Source organism: Staphylococcus sp. Z5-21, assembly GCF_056529615.1.
On record NZ_CP096462.1, the window covers coordinates 246,181 to 271,564 of the forward strand.

Here is a 25,384-nt window from a genome sequence, read left to right on the forward strand (position 1 = left end):
GCAATATTGCAGTGGACAACATTTTATGCAAAATAAATGCATGGGATATTCTATGGAAAAGTAAATTTCATTAAAATAAATTATTTAACAATGTTTTTTATCCCCATTAAAACAACATTTTCAATTCGTTTAAAGTGTAAAAATTCAAAATAACCTTTGACTAATTAATCTGACAAGTGTATTATTTATGAATATTAATTCATTTTTGAGAATAAATATTATGAAATGAGGGTTTTGATGCTTGATTTATATGAACACACAGACAAATATAGTTCTAAAAATTATAGTCCATTAAAATTAGCTTTAGCTAAAGGACGTGGTGCAAAAGTCTGGGATATTGAAGACAATTGTTATATAGATTGTATTTCTGGATTTTCGGTAGTTAATCAAGGCCATTGTCATCCTAAAATCATAAAGGCATTTCAAGAGCAGAGCCAAAGAATAACAATGGTTTCTCGTGCTTTATATAGTGATAATTTAGGTAAATGGGAAGAAAAGATTTGTAAACTTGCAAATAAAGAAAATGTTTTACCAATGAATACTGGCACAGAGGCTGTGGAAACAGCCATAAAAATGGCTCGTAAATGGGGCGCTGATATTAAAAATATTGATGAATCATCATCAGAAATCATTGCTATGAATGGAAACTTTCATGGCCGTACGTTAGGTTCATTATCATTATCATCACAAGATAGTTATAAAAAAGGTTTTGGACCGTTATTAAACAATATACACTACGCAGATTTTGGAGATATAGAACAATTAAAAAAATTAATTAATAATCAAACAACTGCAATTATTCTGGAACCTATACAAGGTGAGGGAGGCGTAAATATTCCTCCAACACATTTTATACAAGAAGTACGTCAACTCTGTAACGAATATAATGTGTTATTAATTGCAGACGAGATACAAGTGGGGCTTGGAAGAACGGGTAAGATGTTCGCAATGGAATGGGAAAATACAGAGCCAGATATATATTTATTAGGTAAATCACTAGGTGGAGGGTTATATCCGATATCCGCAGTGTTAGCGAACCAAGATGTGATGAGTGTCCTCACCCCAGGCACGCATGGTTCCACATTTGGTGGTAATCCACTAGCTTGCGCTGTATCAATGGCAGCATTAGACGTGCTGAATGAAGAGCATTTAGTACAAAATGCATTAGACTTAGGTGATAGATTATTAAAGCACCTGCAACAAATTGAAAGTGAACTGATCGTGGAAGTGAGAGGTAGGGGATTGTTTATAGGTATAGAATTAAATGTAGCAGCACAGGACTATTGTGAACAAATGATAAATAAAGGTGTGCTTTGTAAAGAAACACAGGGCAATATTATAAGGATTGCACCACCACTTGTTATTGATAAAGATGAAATCGATGAAGTAATTCGTGTCATAACAGAAGTTTTGGAAAAGTAAAATTTAATATAAAATTTCCGAATATTCAGAAAGGAATGAAGTGAATGATTGAAGTTGGTATCGTTGGCGGTAGTGGATATGGAGCCATTGAATTAATTCGATTATTAATTCAGCATCCTAATGTAAATATAAAATATATCTTTTCGCATTCTAAACAGGATCAACCTATAAAGGAAACATTCCCACATTTGGAACAGCTCACATATCACTATGAAACGTTAAATAGTGAAGGAATTGAATGCGACGTGATATTTTTTGCGACACCTTCAAATGTGAGTAAACACATTGTTCCTCAGTTGCTTAGCAAGAGGATTAAAATCATTGATTTGTCGGGTGATTTTAGATTAACTAATCGAGCTACTTATGAAACGTATTATGGTGAAACGGCAGCTTCTCAAGAATATTTGAATGAAGCAAATTATAGCATTGCAGAATGGTCAAATGTAAATGCACAAACAACGCAATTAATTGCGAACCCTGGATGTTTTCCAACAGCTACATTGTTAGCACTACATCCGCTAATAGATAAAGATATTGTAAAGCAAGATAACATTATCATCGATGCGAAGACGGGTGTATCCGGTGCCGGTAGGTCTTTGGCACAACATGTTCATTTCGCGGAGATGAATGAAAATTTAAGCGCCTATGCGATAGGAAAGCATAAGCATAAACCTGAAATTGAACAATATTTATCATTATTAGCCCAACAAGAAGTAAAAGTAACATTTACACCGCATCTCGTACCTATGACTCGAGGTATTTTATCAACCATTTATATCAAACTAAACCATGCTTTTACTAATGAAGACTTACATAATCTGTTTAAAGATTATTATGAAGATAAACCATTTGTAAGAATTAGATCATTAGGCCAATTTCCAAAAACTAAGGAAGTTTACGGTAGCAATTATTGTGATATCGGTATTTATGTTGATGAAGAGAATCAAACAGCGATTCTCGTGTCTGTGATTGATAACTTAGTTAAAGGTGCAAGTGGTCAAGCGATTCAGAATTTGAACTTAATGTATGGATGGAAAGAAAACACTGGATTGCTACAATCACCAGTTTATCCATAAAGTAGGATGAAAGGAGAGAAGAAATGAGAGACATTGAAACAATTGATACATTAAACCAATTAAATATAGATTTAGAAGGCGACGTGAGTTCACCATTAGGTTTTATTGCTGGTGGTTTACATTGCGGTTTGAGAAGAAAGAAAGTGGACTTTGGTTGGATTTATTCAACGACGCCAGCTACAGCAACAGGTGTTTATACATTGAATCAATTTAAAGCTGCGCCATTAAAACTAACTGAAGATAGTATTAATAAGGATAAAGCACTACAAGCCATTATTGTGAATTCGGCTATTGCGAATGCGTGTACAGGAGAAAAAGGTATGCAAGATGCGTTGGATACACAAGCTTGGATTGCTGAGCAATTAAATATCGAGCAACATCTTGTTGGTGTTGCCTCTACAGGTGTTATTGGATCGTTTTTGCCAATGGATAAAATACAATATGCAACGCAGCACGTTTTAAAAGAACAATATAATAAAAGTGAAGCATTCAATCAAGCTATTTTAACAACTGATACGATGACGAAACATCTGTCAGTAAAGGTTGAAATCGATGGTACCACAGTAACGATAGGTGGCACTGCAAAAGGATCAGGCATGATACATCCCAATATGGCAACAATGCTAGGATTTATAACTACTGATGCCAATATTGATGCGAATACGTTGGATTATTGCCTAAAACAATCAATCGATCAATCGTTTAATATGATTACGGTGGATGGTGATTCAAGTACAAATGATATGGTGCTATGCATGGCAAATGGTCAAGCGCAACATACACAAATTGATGCATTACATCCCGAATGGCATAAGTTTGTGTATGCATTGAATTTTGTATGCCACTATCTTGCCAAGAGCATCGCTAAAGATGGTGAAGGGGCAACTAAATTGGTTACTGTAAAGGTCAAGGGCGCTCACGATGTTGTTGAAGCAAGAAAAATTGCCAAGAGCATTGTCTCCTCGAATTTAGTGAAAACCGCTATCCATGGTGAAGATGCGAATTTCGGAAGAATTGTCACTGCTATAGGATACGCATCGCGATATATAGAACCTAGCGCAACCCATGTTTCGTTATGCCAAGTGAGTGTGTTGGAAAAAGGTATGGCTGTAGATTTTGATGAACAGCGTTTAAAAGAAGAATTAGCATCAGATAATATTTTAATTGAAGCAACTGTTGGAAACGGGGAAGGAGAAGCGGCAGCATATGGTTGTGATTTATCATATGAATATGTACGTATCAACGCGTCGTACAGAACTTAAGGAGTGACTGCAATGAATTATATAGTTATCAAAATTGGTGGTAGTACCTTGACCGAATTACATGAAACTACCATTGATGATATTGCACAGTTAAAGCAACAGGGTTTGCATCCGATTATTATTCATGGTGGAGGGCCTTTTATCAATCAAGCGTTAGAGCAGCAAGGCGTCGATTCATTATTTGAAGATGGATTGAGGGTTACTACAGATGAAGTAATGTCAATTACAAGTCAGATATTAATCGGAAAGGTGAATCCGCAGCTTGTAAGTAAAATGAATGATGAAAATATTCAAAGTATTGGGTTAAATGGAATAGATGCCAAGCTATTTGACGTTGAACCATTAAACGAAAAATATGGATATGTAGGCGAACCAATCAACATTAATACAGCAGTTATAGATCATCTTACAGAAGCATATATACCTGTTATTGCGTCTATCGGCAGACATAAAAGCTCTAGACATTTATATAACATTAACGCAGATACGTTGGCGTACAAAATAGCGCAGACATTAAACGCACCTATCTATTTATTGAGTGATATACCAGGTGTCATGATAGATAATAAAGTAAAGGCCACATTGAATTCAGAGCATATTAAAAATTATATTGAACAAGAGCAAATATATGGGGGGATGATTCCTAAAGTACAAGATGCGATCAGTGCCATTGAATATGGCTGTCAAAAAGTAGTTATCGCAGCAGGTAACGAAGCGCATGTCGTGGAAAGGATAAGAACTGGGCAAGGTATTGGGACAACGATTGTGTTGTGAGCATAATATAATAGCAATTTCCTGGGAAATCGTTAAATCAAAGTATCACTATATTAAAAATTTAAAAAAGACTTTGTCATAGTATAAACAAAGTTGGTAGATGCTTGAAATAGCGCTGCTTTTAAACGATGTGGTACATATTAAAGTAACGCAATTGGTTAGTGTTTTTCAGCAGCTGTTTACATTGTAGGATTGAATTGGCGTGATAGTGTAATGGTTAATTTGAAAATAAAAAAACAACGCATATGCTGAAATGTTGGCATATGCGTTGTTTTTTTATAAATGGCTTGGATATCGTACTTAGTGCTAATCAGGCCATTAATAATTTTTTGAATAAGTGATTAATAGTTCTTTATAGAAATCAATGAATTTAAGGTACATTGCTTTTTCTACACGTTCATCTACTTGGTGTGGTTTTTCACCTGGACCAAATACTAAGAATGGGAAAGATTCATCTTTACCGCGTAGTAAATTAGAAGCATCCGTCACACCACCAATTGGGGCAGCGACAAAATCTTTATTAAATGCTGTTTTGCCAATCGTTTTAGCAGTGTCAATTAGGCTATTTTGACCAGTAGTAAGTACAGGATCTAAGTCAAGATATAATTCACTTTCTAAATTTGAGCCATTTGCATTATGTTTTTCAATTGTATTATTAAATAAATTTTTAACTTGGTCATTATTGTATTCTGGGATTGTACGAATATTGAAATCAGCATCAGCGTCTTCAGGGACAGAATTCACTTGAACGCCACCCTTGATTAATGTGTTAGTGATGACAAGCCCTTGTAATGCGGATTCAATTTCTTCAACAGCAAATGTAGCTGGTAGAGAAGGTTTCATTCGATCGATCAAATGAGTGAAGTCTAAAGATTCACCTTTAATTTCTTTAGATATTTTTTGATATGCGTTATCGATATCTTGAATAAATTCAATTAAAGGTTTAATTGCGTTCACACCGAGGATAGGCATAGAACTATGTGCAGAAGTACCTTGTGATTTAATACGATAGTCCATAGACCCTTTATGTGCGTAGACCATCATATCTTGACAAGGCTCGGCTATGATGAGTGCGTCAACATCATCCATGTAACCTTTTTCGTAGAGATTTTGTGAACCAAGTTGTTCCATCTCTTCACCTGAAGTAGCTAAGAATTTAATGCGTCCTTTTGTTAATAATTGTGCATCGTGCATTTCGATAAGAGCAATAGCGAGTGCAGCGAGTCCAGATTTCATATCAGCAGCACCACGACCATATAAATAACCATTGTCTTCGGTAAGTTTAAAAGGGTCATATGACCATTGTTCACGATTACCTTCTGATACGACATCCATATGTCCAGATACACCGATGACTGGACTGCCTTCACCAATGTCGGCAATTAAGTTAGCGCGTCGTTCATCAACTTTATCAATGGTTGATTTAATACCGTGTTGTTCAAATAAATTTTGGAAGTATTGACATACCTCGATTTCATTATCATTTACTGTATTCATTGCTACAATATCAGATAATATTTGTACTTTTTCTTCTACAGAAAATGTACTCATAACATACCACTCCTTTAGAAAGACTATAACAAGTATACATCTGGCAAATTATTTTGATAAGTGAAAAGACTTTTAATAAAAACTTTATAATTTTAAAATATATATTGTGTATAATTACAATAGTACGATTAATTGATTAATAAACTTGTTGTATACAAGTTTTAAAGCTATGATATAGAGTAAGCAAATAAGCGTAAAAGAGGTACGATTATGACGTTATCATTAAATAAAATTCATCAAGCACACCAACAATATACAGGCGTAGATTTTCCGAAATTGTTTAAAGCTTTTAAAGATATGGGAATCATTGTTAATACAGTGAATATAGAACAAGGTGAAACATCTTATATTCATCAGGATGGAGCTGAAATTACTGATGAAAGTGTTAAAGTAGCTGTACCCATTGCACAACAGACACACCTTGCGTTGGTAAAAGATATATTGCAGCGTCATCAAGCAGGTGAAACGGATTTTCCAAAGTTTTGCGATGAAATGGCACGAGCGGGCATTTATAAGTGGCATATTGATATTATCGCTGGCACATGTGCCTATATAGACAAGGAAAATCAGGTTGTCATTACAGAAAATATACCTCAATCTTGATATGTGTTTATAAATACGAGTAAAAAGATAAGATATTTAAGACGTATACTATGACAGCATTTATAATTGATGATACGGTAGAGAGTGTAGAAAGATTATAAAGTGGCAAGATTAAAGCTTAATTATTAATTAAACGTGGGTTGTTTTGGGGAAAAGTTGCGAGTCGAACAATGACCCTAAAGTGCTTCATATAGATATATCGTGTTTAACAATGAAAGGGGACAATAAGTATGGCAAGTGTAGCAATTATCGCAGGTGGTAATAAGATTCAGTCTAGGTTAACAGGTGTAGTAAAATATGCTGAAAAATATTTAAATGATGAAGGCATTGAGACAGATGTCATACATGTACATCAATTAGATGCTGAAGCATTGATTACCGCTGACTTTTCAAATGAATCAATTAATGAAACACATAAAAAAATTGAAGAAGCTGATGGGATAATTATCGTTTCACCTGTATTTAAAGCAGCGTATTCAGGCATCGTGAAGACATATTTAGATTTACTGCCACGTGGCGCATTTACAGGTAAAACAGTCCTCCCGCTCGCATTAGGTGGTACATTTGCACATGTATTAGCGATTCAATATAGCTTAGATCCAGTTATAAAAGAATTGGGTGCAGATACAATTCATAAAGGTAGATTTATTTTAGACAAACATATTACATCTAATGAAGACGGTACTTATGGTTATGATCAAGAAGCGAAAGATGGCTTAAATAAAACTTTAAAAAAGTTTGTCAGTGATAAAGCGCAAGTAATAGAATAAAAGATATTGATTTAAAGGCGTATCTAAATAATTGCGATACGTCTTTAAAAATGCTTTGTTTTAACACATGTGTATTAAAATATGTTAAAGTAAATAAAATAAGTTTTAAAGGCTATTTTTTTAGTTTTTAATTAATACAATTGTATTAAAAAGGGAGTTCTGATATATGCCCAAAGTAGTAGATCACGAGAAAAAGAAGCAGCAAATTATACAGTATGCATGGCAATCTATCGTAAGCAATGGCGCTAAAGGTGCTACAGTTAGAAATATTGCAAAGTTAGCACGAATGACACCAGGACAAATACGTTATTATTATCCAAACCATCATGATTTGTTAAAAGCAGTATCGGTCGAAGTAGATAGTAAAGTTAGAGGAAGAATTAAAGCGGTATATAACGACGGAAGTCTAAGCCCGCTTGATAAAGTCATACAGGCGATGTTGAAAGCTATGCCGCTTGATGAAGAACGATATGCGGATATGGAGGTCTGGTTGGCCTTTCAATATGAGTTACATGAAGTAGGTAAAGATTCCATGGGGAATGAAATCTTTACTTTAGTAAAAGCATCGATGTCATTTTTAGAAGAACATGACTTACTCGACACATCGTTAAATCAATATGTAGCAATAATGAAAATGCATGCATTATTGGATGGATTAGCATTACATAAATTGTTAAATCCCGAGCAGATGATAAATGAAGATATTGAACATTTAATAGAGAGCGAAGTGAAATCCTGGTTAAGGAGGTAATATAATGAACGGGGTATTAATGATACTTATTGCAGCTGAATTATTATTTTGGATTGTCATTATTTTAGGTTTGATTTCAAGATATGTCTTACGCATGAAACAAGTTGGTTTGATTTTACTTGCAATGACGCCTGTAATTGATTTGATTTTAATTATTACGATGAGTGTAGATTTATTAAATGGTGCCAAAGCAACGGTTCCTCATGGCATAGCAGCAGTATATATTGGCGTTTCAATTGCATTTGGAAAACAAATGATTCAATGGGCAGACGAACGTTTTAAATACTATGCTTTAAAGGAAGGAAATTTACCTGAAAAGAAAACGGGTATCGCTTATGCAAAAGCTTATTTTGTAAGTTGGTTAAGACATGTTTTAGCCTATTTGATTGGAACAGGTCTATTGTGGTTAATTATAAATATTGTAGGACAAGGCGATAGTGTAGCAGCGCTTTATCATGTTATTAAAATTTGGACAGTTATATTAGGGATTGATTTATTAATCACACTGAGCTACTTTATTTGGCCCAGACCTAAAAAAGTATAAAGTATAACGGATGATATAAAAATAGTGGAACAAAAATTTAAATTTTAGAGAAAATTGGATTTCTGTTCCACGTTTATATTTACTATTTTTGAATAATTTAAGATGGCTTTAAGTGCCATTGATGACGCGTATCATACGATAAGTGGAATGTTTCCGTCTTAATATCAATTGGATACGCAATGGAATGTTTCTCAGAAAATGACCAGCGTCTATCTTCAGGTGTGAGTAGTATATAGCTTTCATCGGATGTATCGCCTAGAAAGTTTAACGCATAAGGTTCAAAATGAGCGTGTTCAAATGTTTCGATTTTATAATCCGATAAAGCTTGGTAAATAGCATTTGTCTCATTACATACAAAGCCGATTTCACTGATTCTAGAAAATTCAGGTTCATCTGTAATGTTGGATACTCTTGCAATCAATTCCACGATGTTTCCAGATGGATCATTAAAGTATACAGCGTGTGCGACAAATGATTCAAAATAAGTTGTATGGTGCCCGTCTTCCATCAATAAAAATAATATATTTTGATAATGCTCTTTCATGTCATAAAAATGATTGTATGGAATATCAATTGCAAAGTGATAATAAGGTTGAACAACTTCTTCAGACCTACAAAATTGCAATTGTGTTTCACCAATTTGAACAATGAAAGTATCTTGATTAATAACTTCTACAGGACATTCCAAAGTTTCCTCATAAAATTGTAGCGTTTCTTCTAATTCTGAAGTACATAACGTTATACTTTCAAATTTCATATGTATATCCCATCCCCACGTAGTAACCATATTTTAAAAAGTATTTTAATAGTACTTTATCAAAATAATAATAAAGATGATAATATTAAGAATTTATATAACCTAAATGTTTTGAAATTTCTGCAGATTCTAAATTATCATCAAAAGTAATTATTAAATTATAATAAAGTATTTATGAAGTTAAATAAAAGGACTAAGCCCAACAGTAAGGGTTTAGTCCTTTTAAAAATACATTTATAGATTAAAAGAATATTGAGGTAATGATATAAGCACTTAAACCAACTAAGAGACAGTATAGTAATGCTGGGCCGAGTGTTTTTCTAATTACACTGCCTTCTTTTCCTGGCATATTCACTACAGCACATACAGCTACGACATTGTGTACGCAAATCATGTTACCAGCTGCTGCACCAATAATTTGTGCAGCCAAGACGGTATAAGGTTCTGCGCCAATGGATTGAGCAATATTTAATTGAATAGGTGAAAATGTCAATGTAGAAACGGTTGCACTTCCTGTAATAAAGGAGCCTAATGCGCCTAAGAAAGGTGCTACGAATAGCCAAATAGGTCCTAAGTATTTAGACATATTCTCAGCAATATATTCTGGCATGCTGATTAAATCACTTGTATTGATTCCAGAATTGATAAACACATGCACCATCACAAGTGTAGCTACTAATGTTATTCCAGTGGTTTTAATCGTATTTAGCGATTCTACGCTTGCTTGCGATAGATCTTTGAACGATTTTCTCTGTATTAGGATGGCGAATAAAGCAGAAAGCAGTAAGATAGTGCCTGGTGAATAAAGAAATTCCCAATCAGATGAAATTGTTTCAAAGCCCAGAATTTGATTCCAAGATAAATCTAACACTTGTGTAGTGAAATCTTTAATCAGTGGTACAGTTCTTGTCAGTAATAATAATATAACGACCATTAAATAGGGTGCCCAAGCAGTTAATAATGGCATGTCATGTTCTGATTTTGTGGGTGTATAACTGTCATCAAAACCGTCTTTCCATTCATTTTTAGGGAGTAGCCAACCTTTACTTGCTGTGACTACGGCTACGATAAGTCCTGTGAGTGAACCGAGAATTGCAACGAATTCAGGACCGAATAGAAAGGCATAGGCAAATGAAGAAGCGACATAGATGAAACCAATACAGGCTAGCCATGGAATCATTTCAACAATAGATTTGAGTTTGTTTGTTTTGCTAAAGAAAATAATCAAAGTAGCAATTAATATAATAGGTATAAAAATACCACTTAGTAAATCTAATGTTGTAATACGTTCAGCTGTAGCTTGAAACAGTGAACTATCTGCGTCATTTAATGTACTTAAACCGACTAATACAGGTGTTCCCACGGCACCAAATGAAACAGCAAGGCTATCAGCAATCAAAGCGGTAACAACAGCTATCATCGGTCTGAAACCTAGTGCTACCATGAGTGGTGCTGTGACCATTGCAGGTGTGCCAAATCCAGATGCACCTTCAATCAATGAGCCAAATAAAAAAGCCACAATAATAACTTGAACACGCATATCTCCTGATATTTTTTTGAATCCTTCATTAATACGTGTGACTGCACCAGTTTGTCGCAAAGTATTAAGTAACACAAGCGCACCAAATAAAATATAGAGAATGGTAAGAGTTTTATGAGTACCTTGAAGCAGTGAGGCCAATATGACATGCCCTTGCATTCCCCAAACAAAGATGCCCAAGAATGTGACAATGAACGCACTAATGATCATACCCTTTAGTGCAGACATACGTAGTAATACTAAAAAAATAAAAGGCACAATGACAGCACTAAAAGCAACAAATAACATCATTTAAAAAATCCCCCTAAGTAAAAATAACAATCATCTAGTCATATGATGATTAAATATTATTCATTGTAAACGCATTCATGTAAAAATTCAAATTCCAACAAATAAATTATTTCATTTAAAAATGACATTTATTTTTAAAAACATACTTTAAGAGTGAAAACGTTTGTAGGAAATTTAAAATTGTAAACACAGTTTTTAATAGTAATTAAAACAAAGAAACGAAAAGAAACGAAAATAAATTTGCGATAATAGAAAAAATGAAATAAGATAATAGAAATAAATGAAAGCGTTTTCTTTTGATTGGAATAAATGAATGCATAGGGTTTTAAAGAAAGCGCATATTATTTGAAATAACATAGGAATGAAAATTTATAGATATAGGGGTGTTATGAATGAATAAAAAGTTAGCTAAAATGGGCATGCCACCGACACTATTATGGGGATATATTGGTGTACTCATTTTTATGATGGGGGATGGCTTGGAGCTAGCCTGGATTAGTCCATACTTACATGATCATGGCCTATCTGTACATCAAACTGCTATATTAACTACTTGTTATGGTGTAACGATTGCTATTGGATCTTGGTTTTCAGGTGTATTAGTAGAGATTATTGGTCCACGAAAAGTAATGTTATTGGGAACGCTATTGTATATTATTGGTCACATGATATTTGTAGGCTTAGCACTTCCATCCATGAATTATGGACTAATGATACCATCGTATGCGATTAGAGGTTTTGGGTATCCATTATTTGCCTATTCATTTTTAGTTTGGGTAGCATATCGTTCTCCACAGAAACGTTTAGGTGCAGCAGTAGGATGGTTTTGGTTTGTATTTACAGGAGGTTTGAGTGTACTGGGTTCATTTTATTCTTCGATGGCGATTCAAATATTTGGTCATATATTCACCTTATGGACTGCGATTTTATGGGTGATTGTTGGAACATTTTTAGCAGTATTTGTAAATCGTGATAAATTTGAAATAGAGAATAAAGGGAATGGTTTTAAAAACCATTTGAAAGAGATGGGCGCTGGTATTACAATTTTAAAACGAGAACCTCGCGTAGCGGTTGCTTGTATTGTAAGAATTATTAATCAAGCTGCACAATATGCATTTCCGTTGTTCCTTCCAATATATTTATCTACGAAAGGTATCGCAACGACGACGTGGTTAAATATTTGGGGTACGATTTTTATTGCAAATATTATTTTCAATCTTATATTTGGCGCATTAAGCGACAAGATTGGTTGGAAAAATACAATATCTTATATCGGAGGCGTTGGTTGTGCTGTATTTACTTTAGGCTTGTATTTTATACCTGAAATATTTACAGGGAATGTGTTCATTATCGGAACAGTAGGATTTTTATGGGGAATGTGTTTAGCTGGATTCGTTCCTATATCAGCACTTGTGCCTTCACTAGTGCATGATGGTGATAAAGGTCCGGCAATGGCTATATTGAACTTAGGAGCAGGTTTGTGTGTATTTGCTGGACCTGGATTAGTCGCTTTATTCTACGATAGTATTGGCGTACAAGGTATGATGTATCTTATATTTGGACTTTATGTAGCAAGTGCGATTATGACTCGTTTTTTAAAAACACCAGAAGAGCGTGGTATTTTGAACGAAAAAGAAGCAACTTAAAATACGATGGATAACATATAATGAAGAAGGCCGTGATATCTATAGATGTCATGGTCTTTTTTCATAGGTAATAATTAAATAAATTGAATAGATATTGAAATATAACGAAATTTATAAAAAAGCCTATGAAATATAAGGGGGTATCTCATAGACTTTGAATGAAATTGACGATCAACGACTGATTCGAAAATTCATTTCTGATTAAAAGGGTGATTATGGAATTTTTTGAAGTGGAGTGGAAATGAAGGCTTTATTTTTCTTGGAAACCGCCTGAAACAAATTGTGCTACGATTTGTTTAATTACAGCTACAATATCTTTAAACATAATAATTCACCTCCGTGAGATAAATGATTACATTCCCAATATACAACCATTTTGATAATAAAAGATATGTAACGCATAACTTGAAATTTAAAGTTCACAACTGTTTATTTTCAGATATTTTCAATGCTTAAATGACGAGATTTTCGACGTTATTGTTTAAGAGACTTTAACTTTTTTTAAAATTGGAAAAAGCTGTCAATGTACATAAAATTAAATAATATTCATTTTTTAGTATAAATATACTTGAAATATCATTTAAATACCTTTATTATGTATATAAATCTTATAAAACATTGGAGTGATGAAAATGGGGCGTACACAACAGCATTAAACAAGCTAGCATTATTCAAGGGTAAAGACTTTTTGAAGACATGTGATTTTTCAGCAGATGAGTTACATACTTTAATTGATTTTACTGGTGAATTAAAAGAAAAGAAAAAGCGTGGTATTCCACACCCGTATTTAAAAGGGAAAAATTTGGCATTCTTATTTGAAAAACCTTCTACTAGAACGCGTTCAGCATTTAGTGTAGCAGCATATGATTTAGGCGCTTATCCTGAATACTTTGGGCAAGGTGATATTCATTTAGGAGTTAAAGAATCCGCAGAAGATACTGCCAAAGTTCTAGGTAGAATGTATGATGGTATTGAATTTAGAGGTCATCATCAGAAAGATGTAGAAGCACTTGCTAAAAATGCAGGTGTACCAGTATGGAATGGGCTCACTAATGAATGGCACCCAACTCAAATGATTGCAGATTTTTTCACATTAAAAGAACACTGGGGGACATTACAAGGTAAAACATTGACTTATGTCGGTGATGCTAGAAATAACGTAGCTCATGATTTACTTATTACGGGTGCAATTTTAGGTGTGAACATACATGTAGCCGCACCAAAAGCGTTACAACCGGATGAAGATATTCAAGTTATGGCACAAAAATATGCTGCTGAATCATCGAGCGATATATTGATTACAGATGATATTCAACAAGCGATCTATCAAACAGATGCAATATACACAGATGTTTGGTTTTCAATGGGTGAAGATCAATCGGTATTAGAACCGCGTATCAATCAATTATTACCTTATCAAGTGAACAAAGAGATGCTGATCAACACAATGAATCCAGATGTTATCGTATTACATTGCTTACCTGCATTTCATGATGTAAATACACAAGTAGGACAACAAATTTACGAAACGTACGGCTTAACTGAAATGGAAATTTCAGATGACGTATTTAAAGGTGAACATGCTGTCATTTTTGACCAATCAGAAAATAGATTACACTCTATTAAAGCAATTATGGCTGTAACACTGGGTGATATTTTTTAAATTAGATGTTAAGTATTATGAAGAGATTTTGTAATGCTACTATAAAAAGGATGGAGCCTGGGACAAAAAGAAATGTCTTACACTCTTTTCCTACGATTAGTCAGTAGATGACTGAATTGAACATGTCAAGGCCCACTTAATTTAATGCATAGATAGTGTTAGCATTTTATTATGAAATAGATCGACGTTTCTACTTGTAAACAATCAACAAATTTAATTTGTTGGTTGTTTTTTTATCTTCAAATTTAAAAATGAAATTAAGGTGTGACTTTCGTTGAAATGAAGGAAGTTAAAAGTATATATCTAAAATGAATTTGGACAACATCTGGATAACTTAATAGATGCATATAATAGATAATGATAACACTTTATGAAAATATTTTTCATATTGTTCTATTGTATTGATTAATATTTTCTTTGACTGTATATTGATGTTAATTAGGAGGTTATAGCATATGAGTAAGTTGTTTGAAAAAGCACAACAATTTGGGAAATCATTTATGTTACCAATAGCTATTTTACCAGCAGCTGGTTTATTGTTAGGTATTGGTGGTGCGTTGAGTAATCCGAATACAATCAAAGCCTATCCAGTATTGGATATTGCGCTCTTGCAAAATATATTTATTTTAATGTCAGCAGCAGGAAATATCGTTTTTCAAAATTTACCGGTTATTTTCGCGGTGGGTGTGGTATTAGGTTTAGCAAAAAGTGATAAAAGGCACGGCTGGTCTAGCAGCAATGCTTGGGTTTTTAATTATGAATGCATCAATGAATGGTTTGTTGACGATCACAGATACATTGGCGAAAGGCAACTTGGCAGAAGAAGGTCAAAGTATGGTATTGGGAATACAAACTGTAGAAACAGGTGTATTTGGAGGTATTATCACCGGTATTATGACAGCTTTGTTACATAATAAATTTCATAAAATATCACTGCCTGCGTATTTAGGTTTCTTCGGTGGGTCACGCTTTGTACCTATCATCATTGCAGTTTCTTCAATAGTGCTAGGTGTGGTTATGTTCTTTATTTGGCCAACGGTACAAGGATGGATATTTGGTGTCGGTGGTCTAGTAGATAAAACAGGGGTTATTGGTACGTTTTTCTTTGGTTTTATATTGAGGTTATTAGGACCATTTGGTTTGCATCATATTTTCTACTTACCGTTTTGGCAAACCGCACTGGGAGGTTCTTTAGAAGTTAAAGGGCACATGGTTCAAGGAACGCAAAATATATTTTTGCACAGCTAGGTGATCCTGATGTAACTAAATATTTCTCAGGTGTTTCACGTTATATGTCTGGAAGATTTATCACAATGATGTTTGGACTTTGCGGTTCAGCATTAGCAATTTATCACACGGCGAAGCCTGAACGTAAAAAAGTAGTCGATGGTTTAATGTTATCTGCAGCATTAACATCGTTCTTAACAGGTATTACAGAGCCTTTAGAATTCAGTTTCTTATTTGTTGCACCAATGCTATACGTAATCCATGCCGTTTCAGATGGACTAGCATTTATGATGGCTGACATTTTCAATATCACTGTGGGACAAACATTTAGTGGCGGTTTCATTGATTATTTATTGTTTGGTGTACTACAAGGTAATGAAAAGACGAATTTCTTATGGGTCATTCCAATTGGCATCGTTTGGTTTGTGCTATATTACGTCATATTTAGATACCTCATTACGAAATTTAATTTTAAAACGCCTGGTCGTGAAGACGAAGGTGTAACAGAAACAGTTGAAGCAACTGATCGTGCTAAAATGATTATTCAAGCGCTGGGTGAAAAAGAAAATATCGATGTCGTTGATTGTTGTGCAACTAGATTGAGAGTAACGTTAAACAGTGATAAAGCTGTCGATAAAACAATGCTAACTTCTACAGAAGCACGTGGCGTGATTCAAAAAGGGAACGGTGTACAAGTTATCTATGGGCCACATGTTACTACCATTAAAAACGAAGTAGAAGAACTTTTAGAAAATGATAAGTAAGGTATTCAATTAGAGGATGATTAAAAGATTAAAGAAAGTTTTGGTGAGATGATGAATGTAATCAACTTAAAAAATCGTACGATTGGAAGCCAATACGTAGCAACAGAAATACTGAAACAGGTTATCTCCAAACCTAATGCTGTATTAGGTTTAGCCACTGGTAATACCATGATCGAAGTTTATAAAACATTAGCAGCGTTATTAAATGTGAATCAAATAGATCTATCCAATGTCGTAACGTTTAATTTAGATGAATATGTAGGTTTATCTGCAGAACATAATCAAAGCTATCATGTTTATATGAATGCGCACTTATTTAATCATAATCAAACATGGAATAATAAAAATATTTATTTGCCTGTAGGTGATGCGCCTAATATTGAATTAGAAAGTGAACTTTATGAACAGCGTTTAGGTGAAATCGGTTCAGCTGATATCCAAATATTAGGCATTGGTGAAAATGGGCATATTGGCTTCAATGAGCCATATTCATCTTTTGAAAGTGTAACGAGAGTTGTTGATTTAACACCTTCAACCATTAATGCGAATAGTCAACATTTTGAAAATATAGAAGACGTACCTAAGCAAGCGATTTCTATGGGATTGTCGTCTATTATGAAAGCAAAACGGATCATATTGTTAGCATTTGGTAAAAATAAACTGCAAGCAATAAAAGCTTTGTTAGAAGGCGAAGTGTCAGAAGCATTGCCAGCTTCTATTTTGCACAAACATCCTAATGTAGAAGTTATTATTGATGATGAAATTTTTACTTCACTCATAGAAGATGGAACATTGTAAGTGAGATATAAATAATCATATGCGTCCTTCAAAGTAGACATTCTAAAAATGACAACTTTGGAGGGCGCATTTTTATGTCTTGTAATAATTAAATACTATTTTTAATGAATCAAAAATGAGTCTGTATCGTTTTTAATGAAATACATAAAGTATAAATCTTAAATGAAATAATAATTTAAAAATTGATTTTTGTAAACGTTTGCAATTATAATGTAATTATACAATTTTAAAAGGGGTGTGTAGTTATGGTTAATGTGAAAAAAGAACGTATGAAAGTCTATGTTTTGGATAACGGACGCATGAAGATGGATAAGAATTTGATGATTGCTAATTCCAATCAAGCAACATTAGATGACCCTAACGCCAATAACGAGATGCATGAATTCCCTATATATACTGTGTTTATAGATCACCCAGATGCTAAAATCCTTTTTGATACAGCTTGTAATCCGAACGCTATGGGAGATAGTGGGAGATGGATAAGTGCAACACAAAAAGCTTTTCCGTACTTTGCTGATGAAGCTTGTCATTTACCTAATAGACTCGAGCAAATTAATGTAGATCCTAAAAAAGTCGATTTTGTTATTGCTTCACATTTACATTTGGATCATGCAGGGTGTTTAGAATATTTTACGAATGCAACTATAATTGTCCATGATGATGAATTAAGTGGTGCAATGAAAACATATGCACGAAACCAACAAGAAGGGGCTTATATTTGGGCAGATATAGATGCTTGGGTGAAAAATAATCTGAAATGGAGAACGATTAAAAAAGAAGAAGATAATTTGAAACTAGTAGATGGGGTTCGAATTTTAAATTATGGTAGTGGTCATGCATGGGGCATCATTGGTCTAGAGATTGAGAGTGCTGAATTAGGAACGATTATATTAGCATCGGACGCAATATACACCAAGGAAAGTATAGAAGATACATTGAAGCCACCAGGTATTTTATATGATTCTATTGGATGGTCGAAATCTGTGGAGAAAATTCAAAGATTAGCAAAAGAAAAAAATGCTCAAATTTGGTTTGGACATGATGGAGAACAATTCGAAGGATTTAGAAAATCAACGGAAGGTTATTATGAATAATTGCTATTTTATCAAAGTATCTTTAAATCACTACAGTGAATGAGGAGTGTATGTTATGAAAACAAGAGCGGCAGTATTGCGTGAGATGGGTAAAGATGCACCATATACAGAAAGTCATCCTTTAACAATAGAAACTTTAGAACTTCAAGGGCCTCAATCAAATGAAGTACTTATAAAAATAGGCGCAGTGGGTTTGTGTCACTCTGATTTATCTGTAATTAATGGCAGTAGACCACGTCCAATGCCAATGGTGTTAGGGCATGAAGCAGCTGGAGAAATTATCGAAGTAGGTGAAAACGTTTCGGAATTTGAAGTGGGTGATCATATCGTATGTACATTTATACCAAGTTGTGGACATTGTATTCCGTGTCGTGAAGGCAGACCTGCCTTATGTGAAAATGGTGCAGCGGCAAATGAAAAAGGAGAAATGTTAGAAGGTGGCTTTCGTTATGAATCTGACCGTGATGAGGTAATGCATCATCATTTAGGTGTATCAGGTTTTGCAGATTATGCAGTGGTATCTACAAATTCAATTGTCAAAGTAGATAAAAAGATTCCATTTGAAAAGGTGGCGATTTTTGGTTGTGCAGTCATTACGGGCATAGGTGCAGTCATTAATACAGCTCGCATTAATGCAGGGAGTACTGTTGCGGTTGTTGGGCTTGGTGGCATTGGTCTTAACGCAATTCTTGGTGCACGCCTCGCAGGTGCAAGTGAAATTATTGCACTAGATATTAATGAAGAAAAATTTGCATTGGCTAAATCACTTGGAGCAACAGCAGTATTTAATTCAGGTGAAGCACATACAATAGAAGATATTAAACAATATACGCAAGGTGGTGTGGATTATGCTTTTGAAACGGCGGGCGTAGTACCTGCCATGGATGTCGCATATCAAATCACACGTCGAGGTGGAATGACAACGACAACAGGTTTACCGGATCCCAAACACCAATTTTCATTTCCACAAGTAACGCTCGCTGCTGAAGAGCGTACGATAAAAGGTTCATATGTGGGAAGTTGTGTTCCTGACCGTGATATACCACGTTTCATCAACTTATATCATCAAGGTCGTTTACCAGTAAATGAACTTTTAACAGATACATTACCTTTAGAACATATTAATGAAGGGTTTGACCGCTTGGCGCGAGGTGAAGCGGCACGTTTAGTAGTGAAAATGGATTAGGGGTGTTCATATGAGTCGTTTTAATGACACATTAGAAAAGTATTTGTTACCAGTCGCGTCTAAATTGGGATCGAATAAAATTTTAATTTCATTGAGAGATGGTATTATCGTTGCGATGCCATTGATTATCATTGGATCACTATTTCTTGTCATTAGTGGTATAGCCATACCGGGATGGATTGAATGGTTGGAAGCACAAGGCATACAACCCTATTTAATGAAAGCAGTAAATGGTACATTTGGATTGATGGGATTAGTTGCAAGTTTTGGTGTGGCACATAGTATTGCTCGACAGTATGATACGGATGGTGTTTCAGCAGGAATTATTTCCATGGCTGCATTTTTAGTTGTAACACCTAATGTTATGACTGGTGGCAAAACACCAGAAGAAGCTATACCTCAAATGTATATGGGAAGTCAGGGACTTTTTGTAGCATTAATTATAGGGATCTTTTCCGGATTGATATTTCAATGGTTTATTAATAGAAATATAAGGATTAAAATGCCCGATCAAGTTCCACCTGCAGTAGCGAAAAGCTTTAGCGCATTAATACCTGGAGCTGTCATTATTTTATTGTGGCTTATAATCTATATAGCATTAGATAACCTTCCTTTTGGAAACATACATGACCTTATTGTTAATACATTAGGTGTGCCATTAAGTTTAATGGGAGGTACTTTAATAGGTACGATTATATTAGTAGGACTAAATAGTGCCTTTTGGTTTGTAGGTATTCATGGTGCAAATGTAGTAAATGCGGTTATGCAGCCAATATGGCTTAAGAACATAGATGAAAACCGTATTGCATATCAAGCTAATCCTCATGGCGATTTGCCACATATCATCACGCAACCTTTTATAGATAATTTTGTATTTATGGGGGGCGGTGGGTCAACCATTGGCTTAGTGATTGTCATTGCCATTTTAGCCTTTAAAAAGCGTTCTAGTAAAATTACGAAAACAATGGCACCACTGACATTGATGCCTGGTATTTTTAATATTAATGAACCGACCTTGTTTGGTTTGCCAGTCGTTCTCAATGTTAGGCTGATTGTACCCTTTATATTGGCGCCGATGATCAATGCGACGATTACTTATTTTTCCATGGCAAGCGGGCTTGTTCATTTAACTAATGGTACTGCGATGCCTTGGACAATCCCACCTATTATTAGTGGGTTTTTAGCTACGGGTCATGTTAGTGGTTCATTGGTACAAATGGTTTGTATCATTGTTGATATCTTATTGTATTATCCATTTTACAGAACGATGGAAAAATATAATTTGCAACTAGAGCAAAAAGAAGCAGATGAAACAAAAGAAATCTAAACAAAGGGGATTTGTCTCATGGTAAAAAGATTATTAAGTGCGAATGCATCTGAAATCGTTGAAATGACAGCCACAGAATTAAAACAAAGTATTAAAGCAAGCGATGGTCGTGTTGTATTATCTGAAAATGTGGTCACACGTACTCCAGTCATTCCAGATATTACAAATGCTGAACTTGCTCGTGCATTTGGCGCAGATTTAATTTTATTAAATGGTTTAGATGCCTTTGATCCTAAAGTTGTTAATGTAGATGAAGATAAACAGGTTATCAATGAATTGAGACGTCTTGTTTGTAGACCGATTGGTGTCAATTTAGAACCAGTAGATGAAACCGCAACGATGTCAGAAGAAAAACTAAATATTGTAGAAGGTCGACAAGCAAGTTCGAAAACGGTAAAGGCATTAGAAAAATTAGGTATTAATTTTATATGTATGACAGGGAATCCTGGGACAGGTGTAACGAATGATAAAATTGTCAACGCTATTTCAGAGACACGAAAGCATTTTACAGGACTTATTATAGCGGGGAAAATGCATAGCGCTGGTGTAGATGAACCTGTAATAACGGAAACGTATGTAGATCAATTTATAGACGCTGGGGCAGATATTATTCTTGTACCATCAATTGGCACGGTACCAGGATTTGATGAGGAACAATTGAAAAATATTGTTAAAGCAGTACACCGTCGTGAAGGTTTAGTTATGTCTGCAATAGGAACAAGCCAAGAAAGTTCTGATCCAAGTACCATTAGGGATTTTGCGATACGTAATAAAATCTGTGGTGTTGATATTCAACACATTGGTGATGCTGGTTATTGCGGTCTTGCACCAGTCAATAATATTTTTGAATTAAGTAAGGCAATCAGAGGGGAAAGACATACAGTATCCATGATAGCTAGATCGATTCAACGTTAAATGATGAAACTACGCTTTTAATCAGGAGGAATTTTTTATGGCAGAAAAAACAATCATGTTGGTATGTGCAGCGGGAATGAGTACAAGTATGTTGGTACAAAAAATGCAAAAAGAAGCTGAAAAGCAAAAGCTTGATAGAGATATTTTTGCCGTTTCCACTTCAGAAGCAGATCAAAAAATTGAAAGTGACAATATAGATGTATTGCTACTAGGACCACAAGTTCGCTTTAAAAAAGATGAATATACTAAAAAATGCTCTGAGAAAGACATACCTGTAGCGGTCATTGAAATGAGAGATTATGGAACGATGAATGGAGAAAATGTATTAAATACAGCTGAACAATTGATGACAAAATAGAGGTGGTTCAATGTCAGAAGCGGAAAATAGTTTAGAGTTTGCCATGTCACTTATTGCATACAGTGGTGACGCCAAAAGTCATGCAATGGAAGCCATCTATGCGGCAAAGAAAAATGCTTTTGAAGAAGCTGAAAAGAAATTAAAACTTGCAGAAGTTTCATTATTAGAGGCACATCATATTCAAACAAATATGTTAACCAAAGAAGCGCAAGGTGATGAGATAAAAATGTCGCTGTTAACCATTCACAGTCAGGACCATTTAATGACAGCTATTACGTTCAAAGAAATGGCAGCAGAAATGATCGATTTATATAAAAAGATGGATTCGAAAGCATAAATATATTAAGTATCATTGAAAAAGTACATTTTCAAAAGATTTGAAGATGTACTTTTTTGTTCATTATTGTAAAAAAAGGAGTAAACAAGGGAATCAACTTAATTGTGTTATATGTTAATTAATTGGAATTAAAAAATAAATGTATGTTTGGATAAAAAAGTTATTGACTTAATGAAGGGTTAGGCATAGAATATTTTTATTCCGATAAGAATAATAAGAATAGAGGGCGCGAAATGAAAAAAATATTATTAGGTATACTGACGTTACTTTTAGTTGTGGGACTCGCAGCTTGTGGTACTTCTGACAAAAAAGACAATGATAACAAAAATAAAACTGCAAGTGAAAATAAAACATTTGTTGTAGGTACGGAAGGGACCTATGCACCTTTCTCATATCATGATAAACAAGATAAACTAACAGGTTATGATATTGATGTAATGAAAGCAGTAGCTAAAGAAATGGGTTACAAAGTTAAATTTAAAGAAACACAATGGGATTCTATGTTTGCTGGATTAGACTCTGGTAGATTTAATGTGATAGCGAACCAAGTAGGTATTAATGATGAACGTAAAGAAAAATATAAATTCTCAGAACCATATACGTATTCAGAAGCAGTATTAGTCGTTAACAAAAACAACAAAGATATAAAATCATTTGACGATGTTAAAGGTAAGAAATTGGCTCAAACGTTTACTTCAAATTATGGTAAATTGGCTAAATCTAAAGGTGCAGAATTAACGAAAGTAGATGGCTTCAATCAGGCTATGGATTTATTACAATCTAATAGAGTTGAAGGTACATTTAATGACAATATTTCATACTTAGATTATAAAAAACAAAAACCTAATGCAGATGTGAAAATTATTGAAGGTAATGCTGAGAAGAGTCAATCTGCATTAACATTTAGTAAAAAAGAAGACGATGCAACAATTGAAAAAGTAAATAAAGCAATGAAAAAATTAAAAGATAATGGTGAATTAGCAAAAATAAGTAAAAAATGGTTCGGCGAAGATGTTTCTAAATCTTAATACTGAACAGCAACATGCACTAGACGCAGCTGGTCAAGCATTTGCACCGATGCTTGAAGGATTAGTGAAATTTTCTATACCTATTACATTAGTAACCTTTGTGTTAGGTTTAGTGATTGCGTTACTCACTGCGTTAATGCGCATTTCAACAAGCCGTATTTTAAGAGGGATTGCTCGTTTTTATATTTCAATCATCCGAGGCACACCGATGATTGTACAATTATTCATTATCTTTTACGGGATCCCTGAACTCGGCAGATTATTGACAAATAACTCTGAAAATCAATGGACGTTAGCACCAGTTATCGCAGCAATTATTGGTTTATCATTAAATGTAGGGGCATATGCTTCTGAAATTATTCGTGGAGGTATTATGTCTATACCTAAGGGTCAAACAGAAGCGGCCTATTCAATCGGTATGAATTATCGACAAACGATTCAACGTATTATCTTGCCACAAGCGATTAGAGTATCCGTACCAGCATTAGGTAATACATTTTTAAGTTTAATTAAAGATACATCACTTTTAGGATTTATATTAGTAGCTGAGATGTTTAGAAAAGCACAAGAAGTCGCTTCGACGACATATGAGTATTTAACTATTTATCTACTTGTAGCACTTATGTACTGGGTGGTTTGCTTTATCATTTCAATTGCACAAAACTTCTATGAATCTTATCTTGAAAGAGGGTATCGCTCATGATTGAATTAAAAAATATAAAAAAATCATTTGATGATAAAGAAGTTATCAAAGGGATTGATTTAAACGTTAATCAAGGAGAAGTTGTGACATTTATTGGACGATCAGGTTCAGGTAAGACGACTTTGTTGAGAATGATTAATGCTTTAGAGTTGCCTACAGAAGGTGCTGTGTATGTTAATGGAGAGACTTATAGCAATGCAGATAAGAAATCACAGATAAAAGTCCGTAAACAGTCGGGCATGGTATTTCAAAGTTATAACTTATTCCCACATAAAACGGCATTAGAAAATGTAATGGAAGGTCTCATTACTGTTAAAAAAACGAAAAAAGATGAAGCAAAGCAACAAGCATTAGCTTTATTGGAAAAAGTAGATTTAACTGCTGTAAAAGATCAAAGACCGAATGCTTTATCTGGAGGGCAACAGCAACGTGTAGCAATTGCTCGAGCTTTAGCCATGAATCCAAAAGTAATGCTGTTTGATGAACCTACGTCTGCGTTAGATCCAGAACTCGTTAATGATGTGCTTCGTGTCATCAAGGACCTAGCTAATGAAGGTATGACAATGATTATCGTGACGCATGAAATGCGATTTGCTAAAGAAGTATCTAACAAGATTGTATTTATACATGATGGTGTAATTGGAGAATCTGGGCCTCCAGAGCAAATCTTTAATCATCCACAAAGCGCTGAACTACAAAGATTTTTAAATATGATTCGTGAAGTTTAATGTTGAAAGAAAATTTAGCGAAAGTATTATGATAAAACGATTGCCTTGTTATATATACTGACAAGGATGATTAGGCAGTCTGAAGAATAGCATTTTAAAAAGTGATAGCGATGTATTTTCAATAGAATATATGATTGCCTAAATAAGGTGAGTCCGAGACATTTAGTTATGTCCGGGCTTTTTTTTATAAAACGATATCATATATGCACTTTGAACTTTATAATTTAAAAATATAATGATTTTTTATTTGATGTGCAACTTTTCGCATT

At 34.3% G+C, this 25,384-nt stretch carries 23 protein-coding genes and 1 pseudogene; 21 read left to right on the forward strand and 3 right to left on the reverse strand.

The window, feature by feature from the left end; all coding sequences use genetic code 11:
- Nucleotides 1-237: 237 nt before the first annotated feature.
- From rocD to argB, 4 genes are read left to right on the forward strand one after another with little or no spacing between them, the layout of a single operon-like run.
- Nucleotides 238-1,422, forward strand: a complete 1,185-nt coding sequence (gene rocD / locus M1D64_RS01080; RefSeq protein ID WP_069794865.1) for an ornithine--oxo-acid transaminase — start codon at nucleotides 238-240, stop codon at nucleotides 1,420-1,422.
- A 44-nt stretch (nucleotides 1,423-1,466) separates the two neighbouring features.
- Nucleotides 1,467-2,498, forward strand: coding sequence for an N-acetyl-gamma-glutamyl-phosphate reductase (argC, locus tag M1D64_RS01085; RefSeq protein ID WP_002482167.1), 1,032 nt, complete (start codon nucleotides 1,467-1,469; stop codon nucleotides 2,496-2,498).
- 23 nt (nucleotides 2,499-2,521) lie between these two features.
- Nucleotides 2,522-3,760 (forward strand): bifunctional glutamate N-acetyltransferase/amino-acid acetyltransferase ArgJ, encoded by a 1,239-nt coding sequence (gene argJ, locus M1D64_RS01090; RefSeq protein ID WP_002482168.1) that lies wholly within the window; start codon nucleotides 2,522-2,524, stop codon nucleotides 3,758-3,760.
- 12 nt (nucleotides 3,761-3,772) lie between these two features.
- Nucleotides 3,773-4,534 carry an acetylglutamate kinase gene (gene argB / locus M1D64_RS01095; protein WP_037537543.1) on the forward strand — a complete coding sequence of 254 codons (762 nt, stop codon included), beginning with the start codon at nucleotides 3,773-3,775 and terminating at the stop codon, nucleotides 4,532-4,534.
- 318 nt (nucleotides 4,535-4,852) lie between these two features.
- Here argB and M1D64_RS01100 read toward each other — a convergent pair whose 3' ends face one another.
- On the reverse strand, nucleotides 4,853-6,085 hold the full coding sequence (locus tag M1D64_RS01100) for an ArgE/DapE family deacylase (RefSeq protein ID WP_115338336.1): 1,233 nt from the start codon (nucleotides 6,083-6,085) through the stop codon (nucleotides 4,853-4,855).
- 210 nt (nucleotides 6,086-6,295) lie between these two features.
- Between M1D64_RS01100 and M1D64_RS01105 the strand changes: the two genes are divergently transcribed.
- From M1D64_RS01105 to M1D64_RS01120, 4 genes are all read left to right on the forward strand, one after another.
- The gene (locus M1D64_RS01105; RefSeq protein ID WP_069821642.1) at nucleotides 6,296-6,688 is read left to right on the forward strand and encodes a DUF1398 family protein; all 393 of its coding nucleotides are present in this window, start codon (nucleotides 6,296-6,298) and stop codon (nucleotides 6,686-6,688) included.
- A 230-nt stretch (nucleotides 6,689-6,918) separates the two neighbouring features.
- Nucleotides 6,919-7,458 (forward strand): NADPH-dependent FMN reductase, encoded by a 540-nt coding sequence (ssuE, locus tag M1D64_RS01110; protein WP_041079476.1) that lies wholly within the window; start codon nucleotides 6,919-6,921, stop codon nucleotides 7,456-7,458.
- Nucleotides 7,459-7,624: 166 nt separating this feature from the next.
- Complete coding sequence (locus tag M1D64_RS01115; RefSeq protein WP_041079474.1) at nucleotides 7,625-8,209, forward strand: TetR/AcrR family transcriptional regulator; 585 nt, start codon at nucleotides 7,625-7,627, stop codon at nucleotides 8,207-8,209.
- A gap of 4 nt (nucleotides 8,210-8,213) precedes the next feature.
- Nucleotides 8,214-8,753 carry a hypothetical protein gene (locus M1D64_RS01120; RefSeq protein ID WP_115343682.1) on the forward strand — a complete coding sequence of 180 codons (540 nt, stop codon included), beginning with the start codon at nucleotides 8,214-8,216 and terminating at the stop codon, nucleotides 8,751-8,753.
- A gap of 97 nt (nucleotides 8,754-8,850) precedes the next feature.
- On the opposite strand, the gene M1D64_RS01125 is transcribed toward M1D64_RS01120, so the two are convergent.
- The gene (locus tag M1D64_RS01125; protein ID WP_037537545.1) at nucleotides 8,851-9,510 is read right to left on the reverse strand and encodes a glyoxalase/bleomycin resistance/dioxygenase family protein; all 660 of its coding nucleotides are present in this window, start codon (nucleotides 9,508-9,510) and stop codon (nucleotides 8,851-8,853) included.
- A 241-nt stretch (nucleotides 9,511-9,751) separates the two neighbouring features.
- Nucleotides 9,752-11,341 (reverse strand): L-lactate permease, encoded by a 1,590-nt coding sequence (locus M1D64_RS01130; protein ID WP_194379098.1) that lies wholly within the window; start codon nucleotides 11,339-11,341, stop codon nucleotides 9,752-9,754.
- A 392-nt stretch (nucleotides 11,342-11,733) separates the two neighbouring features.
- Between M1D64_RS01130 and M1D64_RS01135 the strand changes: the two genes are divergently transcribed.
- From M1D64_RS01135 to M1D64_RS01195, 13 genes and pseudogenes are all read left to right on the forward strand, one after another.
- Nucleotides 11,734-12,987: an MFS transporter gene (locus tag M1D64_RS01135; RefSeq protein WP_115338340.1), complete on the forward strand. Its 1,254-nt coding sequence runs from the start codon at nucleotides 11,734-11,736 to the stop codon at nucleotides 12,985-12,987.
- A gap of 595 nt (nucleotides 12,988-13,582) precedes the next feature.
- Nucleotides 13,583-14,650 (forward strand): ornithine carbamoyltransferase, encoded by a 1,068-nt coding sequence (gene argF / locus M1D64_RS01140; RefSeq protein WP_175268005.1) that lies wholly within the window; start codon nucleotides 13,583-13,585, stop codon nucleotides 14,648-14,650.
- A gap of 455 nt (nucleotides 14,651-15,105) precedes the next feature.
- Nucleotides 15,106-16,641: pseudogene (locus M1D64_RS01145) on the forward strand (PTS transporter subunit EIIC).
- A gap of 51 nt (nucleotides 16,642-16,692) precedes the next feature.
- Nucleotides 16,693-17,439 (forward strand): glucosamine-6-phosphate deaminase, encoded by a 747-nt coding sequence (gene nagB, locus M1D64_RS01150; RefSeq protein ID WP_181875524.1) that lies wholly within the window; start codon nucleotides 16,693-16,695, stop codon nucleotides 17,437-17,439.
- Nucleotides 17,440-17,684: 245 nt separating this feature from the next.
- The gene (gene ahlS / locus M1D64_RS01155) at nucleotides 17,685-18,533 is read left to right on the forward strand and encodes an AhlS family quorum-quenching N-acyl homoserine lactonase (RefSeq protein WP_115338342.1); all 849 of its coding nucleotides are present in this window, start codon (nucleotides 17,685-17,687) and stop codon (nucleotides 18,531-18,533) included.
- A gap of 55 nt (nucleotides 18,534-18,588) precedes the next feature.
- Entirely contained in the window at nucleotides 18,589-19,719 is a 1,131-nt protein-coding gene (locus M1D64_RS01160; RefSeq protein ID WP_002482183.1) for a zinc-dependent alcohol dehydrogenase family protein, read from the forward strand.
- 10 nt (nucleotides 19,720-19,729) lie between these two features.
- Nucleotides 19,730-21,046 (forward strand): PTS sugar transporter subunit IIC, encoded by a 1,317-nt coding sequence (locus tag M1D64_RS01165; RefSeq protein ID WP_002482184.1) that lies wholly within the window; start codon nucleotides 19,730-19,732, stop codon nucleotides 21,044-21,046.
- Nucleotides 21,047-21,064: 18 nt separating this feature from the next.
- Nucleotides 21,065-21,961, forward strand: a complete 897-nt coding sequence (locus M1D64_RS01170) for a DUF7916 family protein (protein ID WP_041079457.1) — start codon at nucleotides 21,065-21,067, stop codon at nucleotides 21,959-21,961.
- Nucleotides 21,962-21,998: 37 nt separating this feature from the next.
- The gene (locus M1D64_RS01175) at nucleotides 21,999-22,319 is read left to right on the forward strand and encodes a PTS sugar transporter subunit IIB (protein WP_002482186.1); all 321 of its coding nucleotides are present in this window, start codon (nucleotides 21,999-22,001) and stop codon (nucleotides 22,317-22,319) included.
- Between the two features lie 10 nt (nucleotides 22,320-22,329).
- Nucleotides 22,330-22,656, forward strand: a complete 327-nt coding sequence (locus tag M1D64_RS01180) for a PTS lactose/cellobiose transporter subunit IIA (RefSeq protein ID WP_002482187.1) — start codon at nucleotides 22,330-22,332, stop codon at nucleotides 22,654-22,656.
- Between the two features lie 233 nt (nucleotides 22,657-22,889).
- The gene (locus M1D64_RS01185; protein ID WP_011302232.1) at nucleotides 22,890-23,684 is read left to right on the forward strand and encodes an amino acid ABC transporter substrate-binding protein; all 795 of its coding nucleotides are present in this window, start codon (nucleotides 22,890-22,892) and stop codon (nucleotides 23,682-23,684) included.
- Nucleotides 23,668-24,387 carry an amino acid ABC transporter permease gene (locus M1D64_RS01190; protein ID WP_041079455.1) on the forward strand — a complete coding sequence of 240 codons (720 nt, stop codon included), beginning with the start codon at nucleotides 23,668-23,670 and terminating at the stop codon, nucleotides 24,385-24,387. The genes M1D64_RS01185 and M1D64_RS01190 overlap by 17 nt, the downstream gene beginning before the upstream one ends.
- Nucleotides 24,384-25,115 carry an amino acid ABC transporter ATP-binding protein gene (locus tag M1D64_RS01195; RefSeq protein ID WP_002482190.1) on the forward strand — a complete coding sequence of 244 codons (732 nt, stop codon included), beginning with the start codon at nucleotides 24,384-24,386 and terminating at the stop codon, nucleotides 25,113-25,115. Before M1D64_RS01190 ends, M1D64_RS01195 begins: the two co-directional genes overlap by 4 nt.
- Nucleotides 25,116-25,384 lie beyond the last annotated feature (269 nt).

Coding starts and splice junctions, on each gene's coding strand:
- rocD (WP_069794865.1), top strand. CDS start 238: ATGCTTGATTTATATGAACACACAGACAAATATAGTTCTAAAAATTAT.
- argC (WP_002482167.1), top strand. CDS start 1,467: ATGATTGAAGTTGGTATCGTTGGCGGTAGTGGATATGGAGCCATTGAA.
- argJ (WP_002482168.1), top strand. CDS start 2,522: ATGAGAGACATTGAAACAATTGATACATTAAACCAATTAAATATAGAT.
- argB (WP_037537543.1), top strand. CDS start 3,773: ATGAATTATATAGTTATCAAAATTGGTGGTAGTACCTTGACCGAATTA.
- M1D64_RS01100 (WP_115338336.1), bottom strand. CDS start 6,085: ATGAGTACATTTTCTGTAGAAGAAAAAGTACAAATATTATCTGATATT.
- M1D64_RS01105 (WP_069821642.1), top strand. CDS start 6,296: ATGACGTTATCATTAAATAAAATTCATCAAGCACACCAACAATATACA.
- ssuE (WP_041079476.1), top strand. CDS start 6,919: ATGGCAAGTGTAGCAATTATCGCAGGTGGTAATAAGATTCAGTCTAGG.
- M1D64_RS01115 (WP_041079474.1), top strand. CDS start 7,625: ATGCCCAAAGTAGTAGATCACGAGAAAAAGAAGCAGCAAATTATACAG.
- M1D64_RS01120 (WP_115343682.1), top strand. CDS start 8,214: ATGAACGGGGTATTAATGATACTTATTGCAGCTGAATTATTATTTTGG.
- M1D64_RS01125 (WP_037537545.1), bottom strand. CDS start 9,510: ATGAAATTTGAAAGTATAACGTTATGTACTTCAGAATTAGAAGAAACG.
- M1D64_RS01130 (WP_194379098.1), bottom strand. CDS start 11,341: ATGATGTTATTTGTTGCTTTTAGTGCTGTCATTGTGCCTTTTATTTTT.
- M1D64_RS01135 (WP_115338340.1), top strand. CDS start 11,734: ATGAATAAAAAGTTAGCTAAAATGGGCATGCCACCGACACTATTATGG.
- argF (WP_175268005.1), top strand. CDS start 13,583: ATGTATATAAATCTTATAAAACATTGGAGTGATGAAAATGGGGCGTAC.
- nagB (WP_181875524.1), top strand. CDS start 16,693: ATGAATGTAATCAACTTAAAAAATCGTACGATTGGAAGCCAATACGTA.
- ahlS (WP_115338342.1), top strand. CDS start 17,685: ATGGTTAATGTGAAAAAAGAACGTATGAAAGTCTATGTTTTGGATAAC.
- M1D64_RS01160 (WP_002482183.1), top strand. CDS start 18,589: ATGAAAACAAGAGCGGCAGTATTGCGTGAGATGGGTAAAGATGCACCA.
- M1D64_RS01165 (WP_002482184.1), top strand. CDS start 19,730: ATGAGTCGTTTTAATGACACATTAGAAAAGTATTTGTTACCAGTCGCG.
- M1D64_RS01170 (WP_041079457.1), top strand. CDS start 21,065: ATGGTAAAAAGATTATTAAGTGCGAATGCATCTGAAATCGTTGAAATG.
- M1D64_RS01175 (WP_002482186.1), top strand. CDS start 21,999: ATGGCAGAAAAAACAATCATGTTGGTATGTGCAGCGGGAATGAGTACA.
- M1D64_RS01180 (WP_002482187.1), top strand. CDS start 22,330: ATGTCAGAAGCGGAAAATAGTTTAGAGTTTGCCATGTCACTTATTGCA.
- M1D64_RS01185 (WP_011302232.1), top strand. CDS start 22,890: ATGAAAAAAATATTATTAGGTATACTGACGTTACTTTTAGTTGTGGGA.
- M1D64_RS01190 (WP_041079455.1), top strand. CDS start 23,668: ATGTTTCTAAATCTTAATACTGAACAGCAACATGCACTAGACGCAGCT.
- M1D64_RS01195 (WP_002482190.1), top strand. CDS start 24,384: ATGATTGAATTAAAAAATATAAAAAAATCATTTGATGATAAAGAAGTT.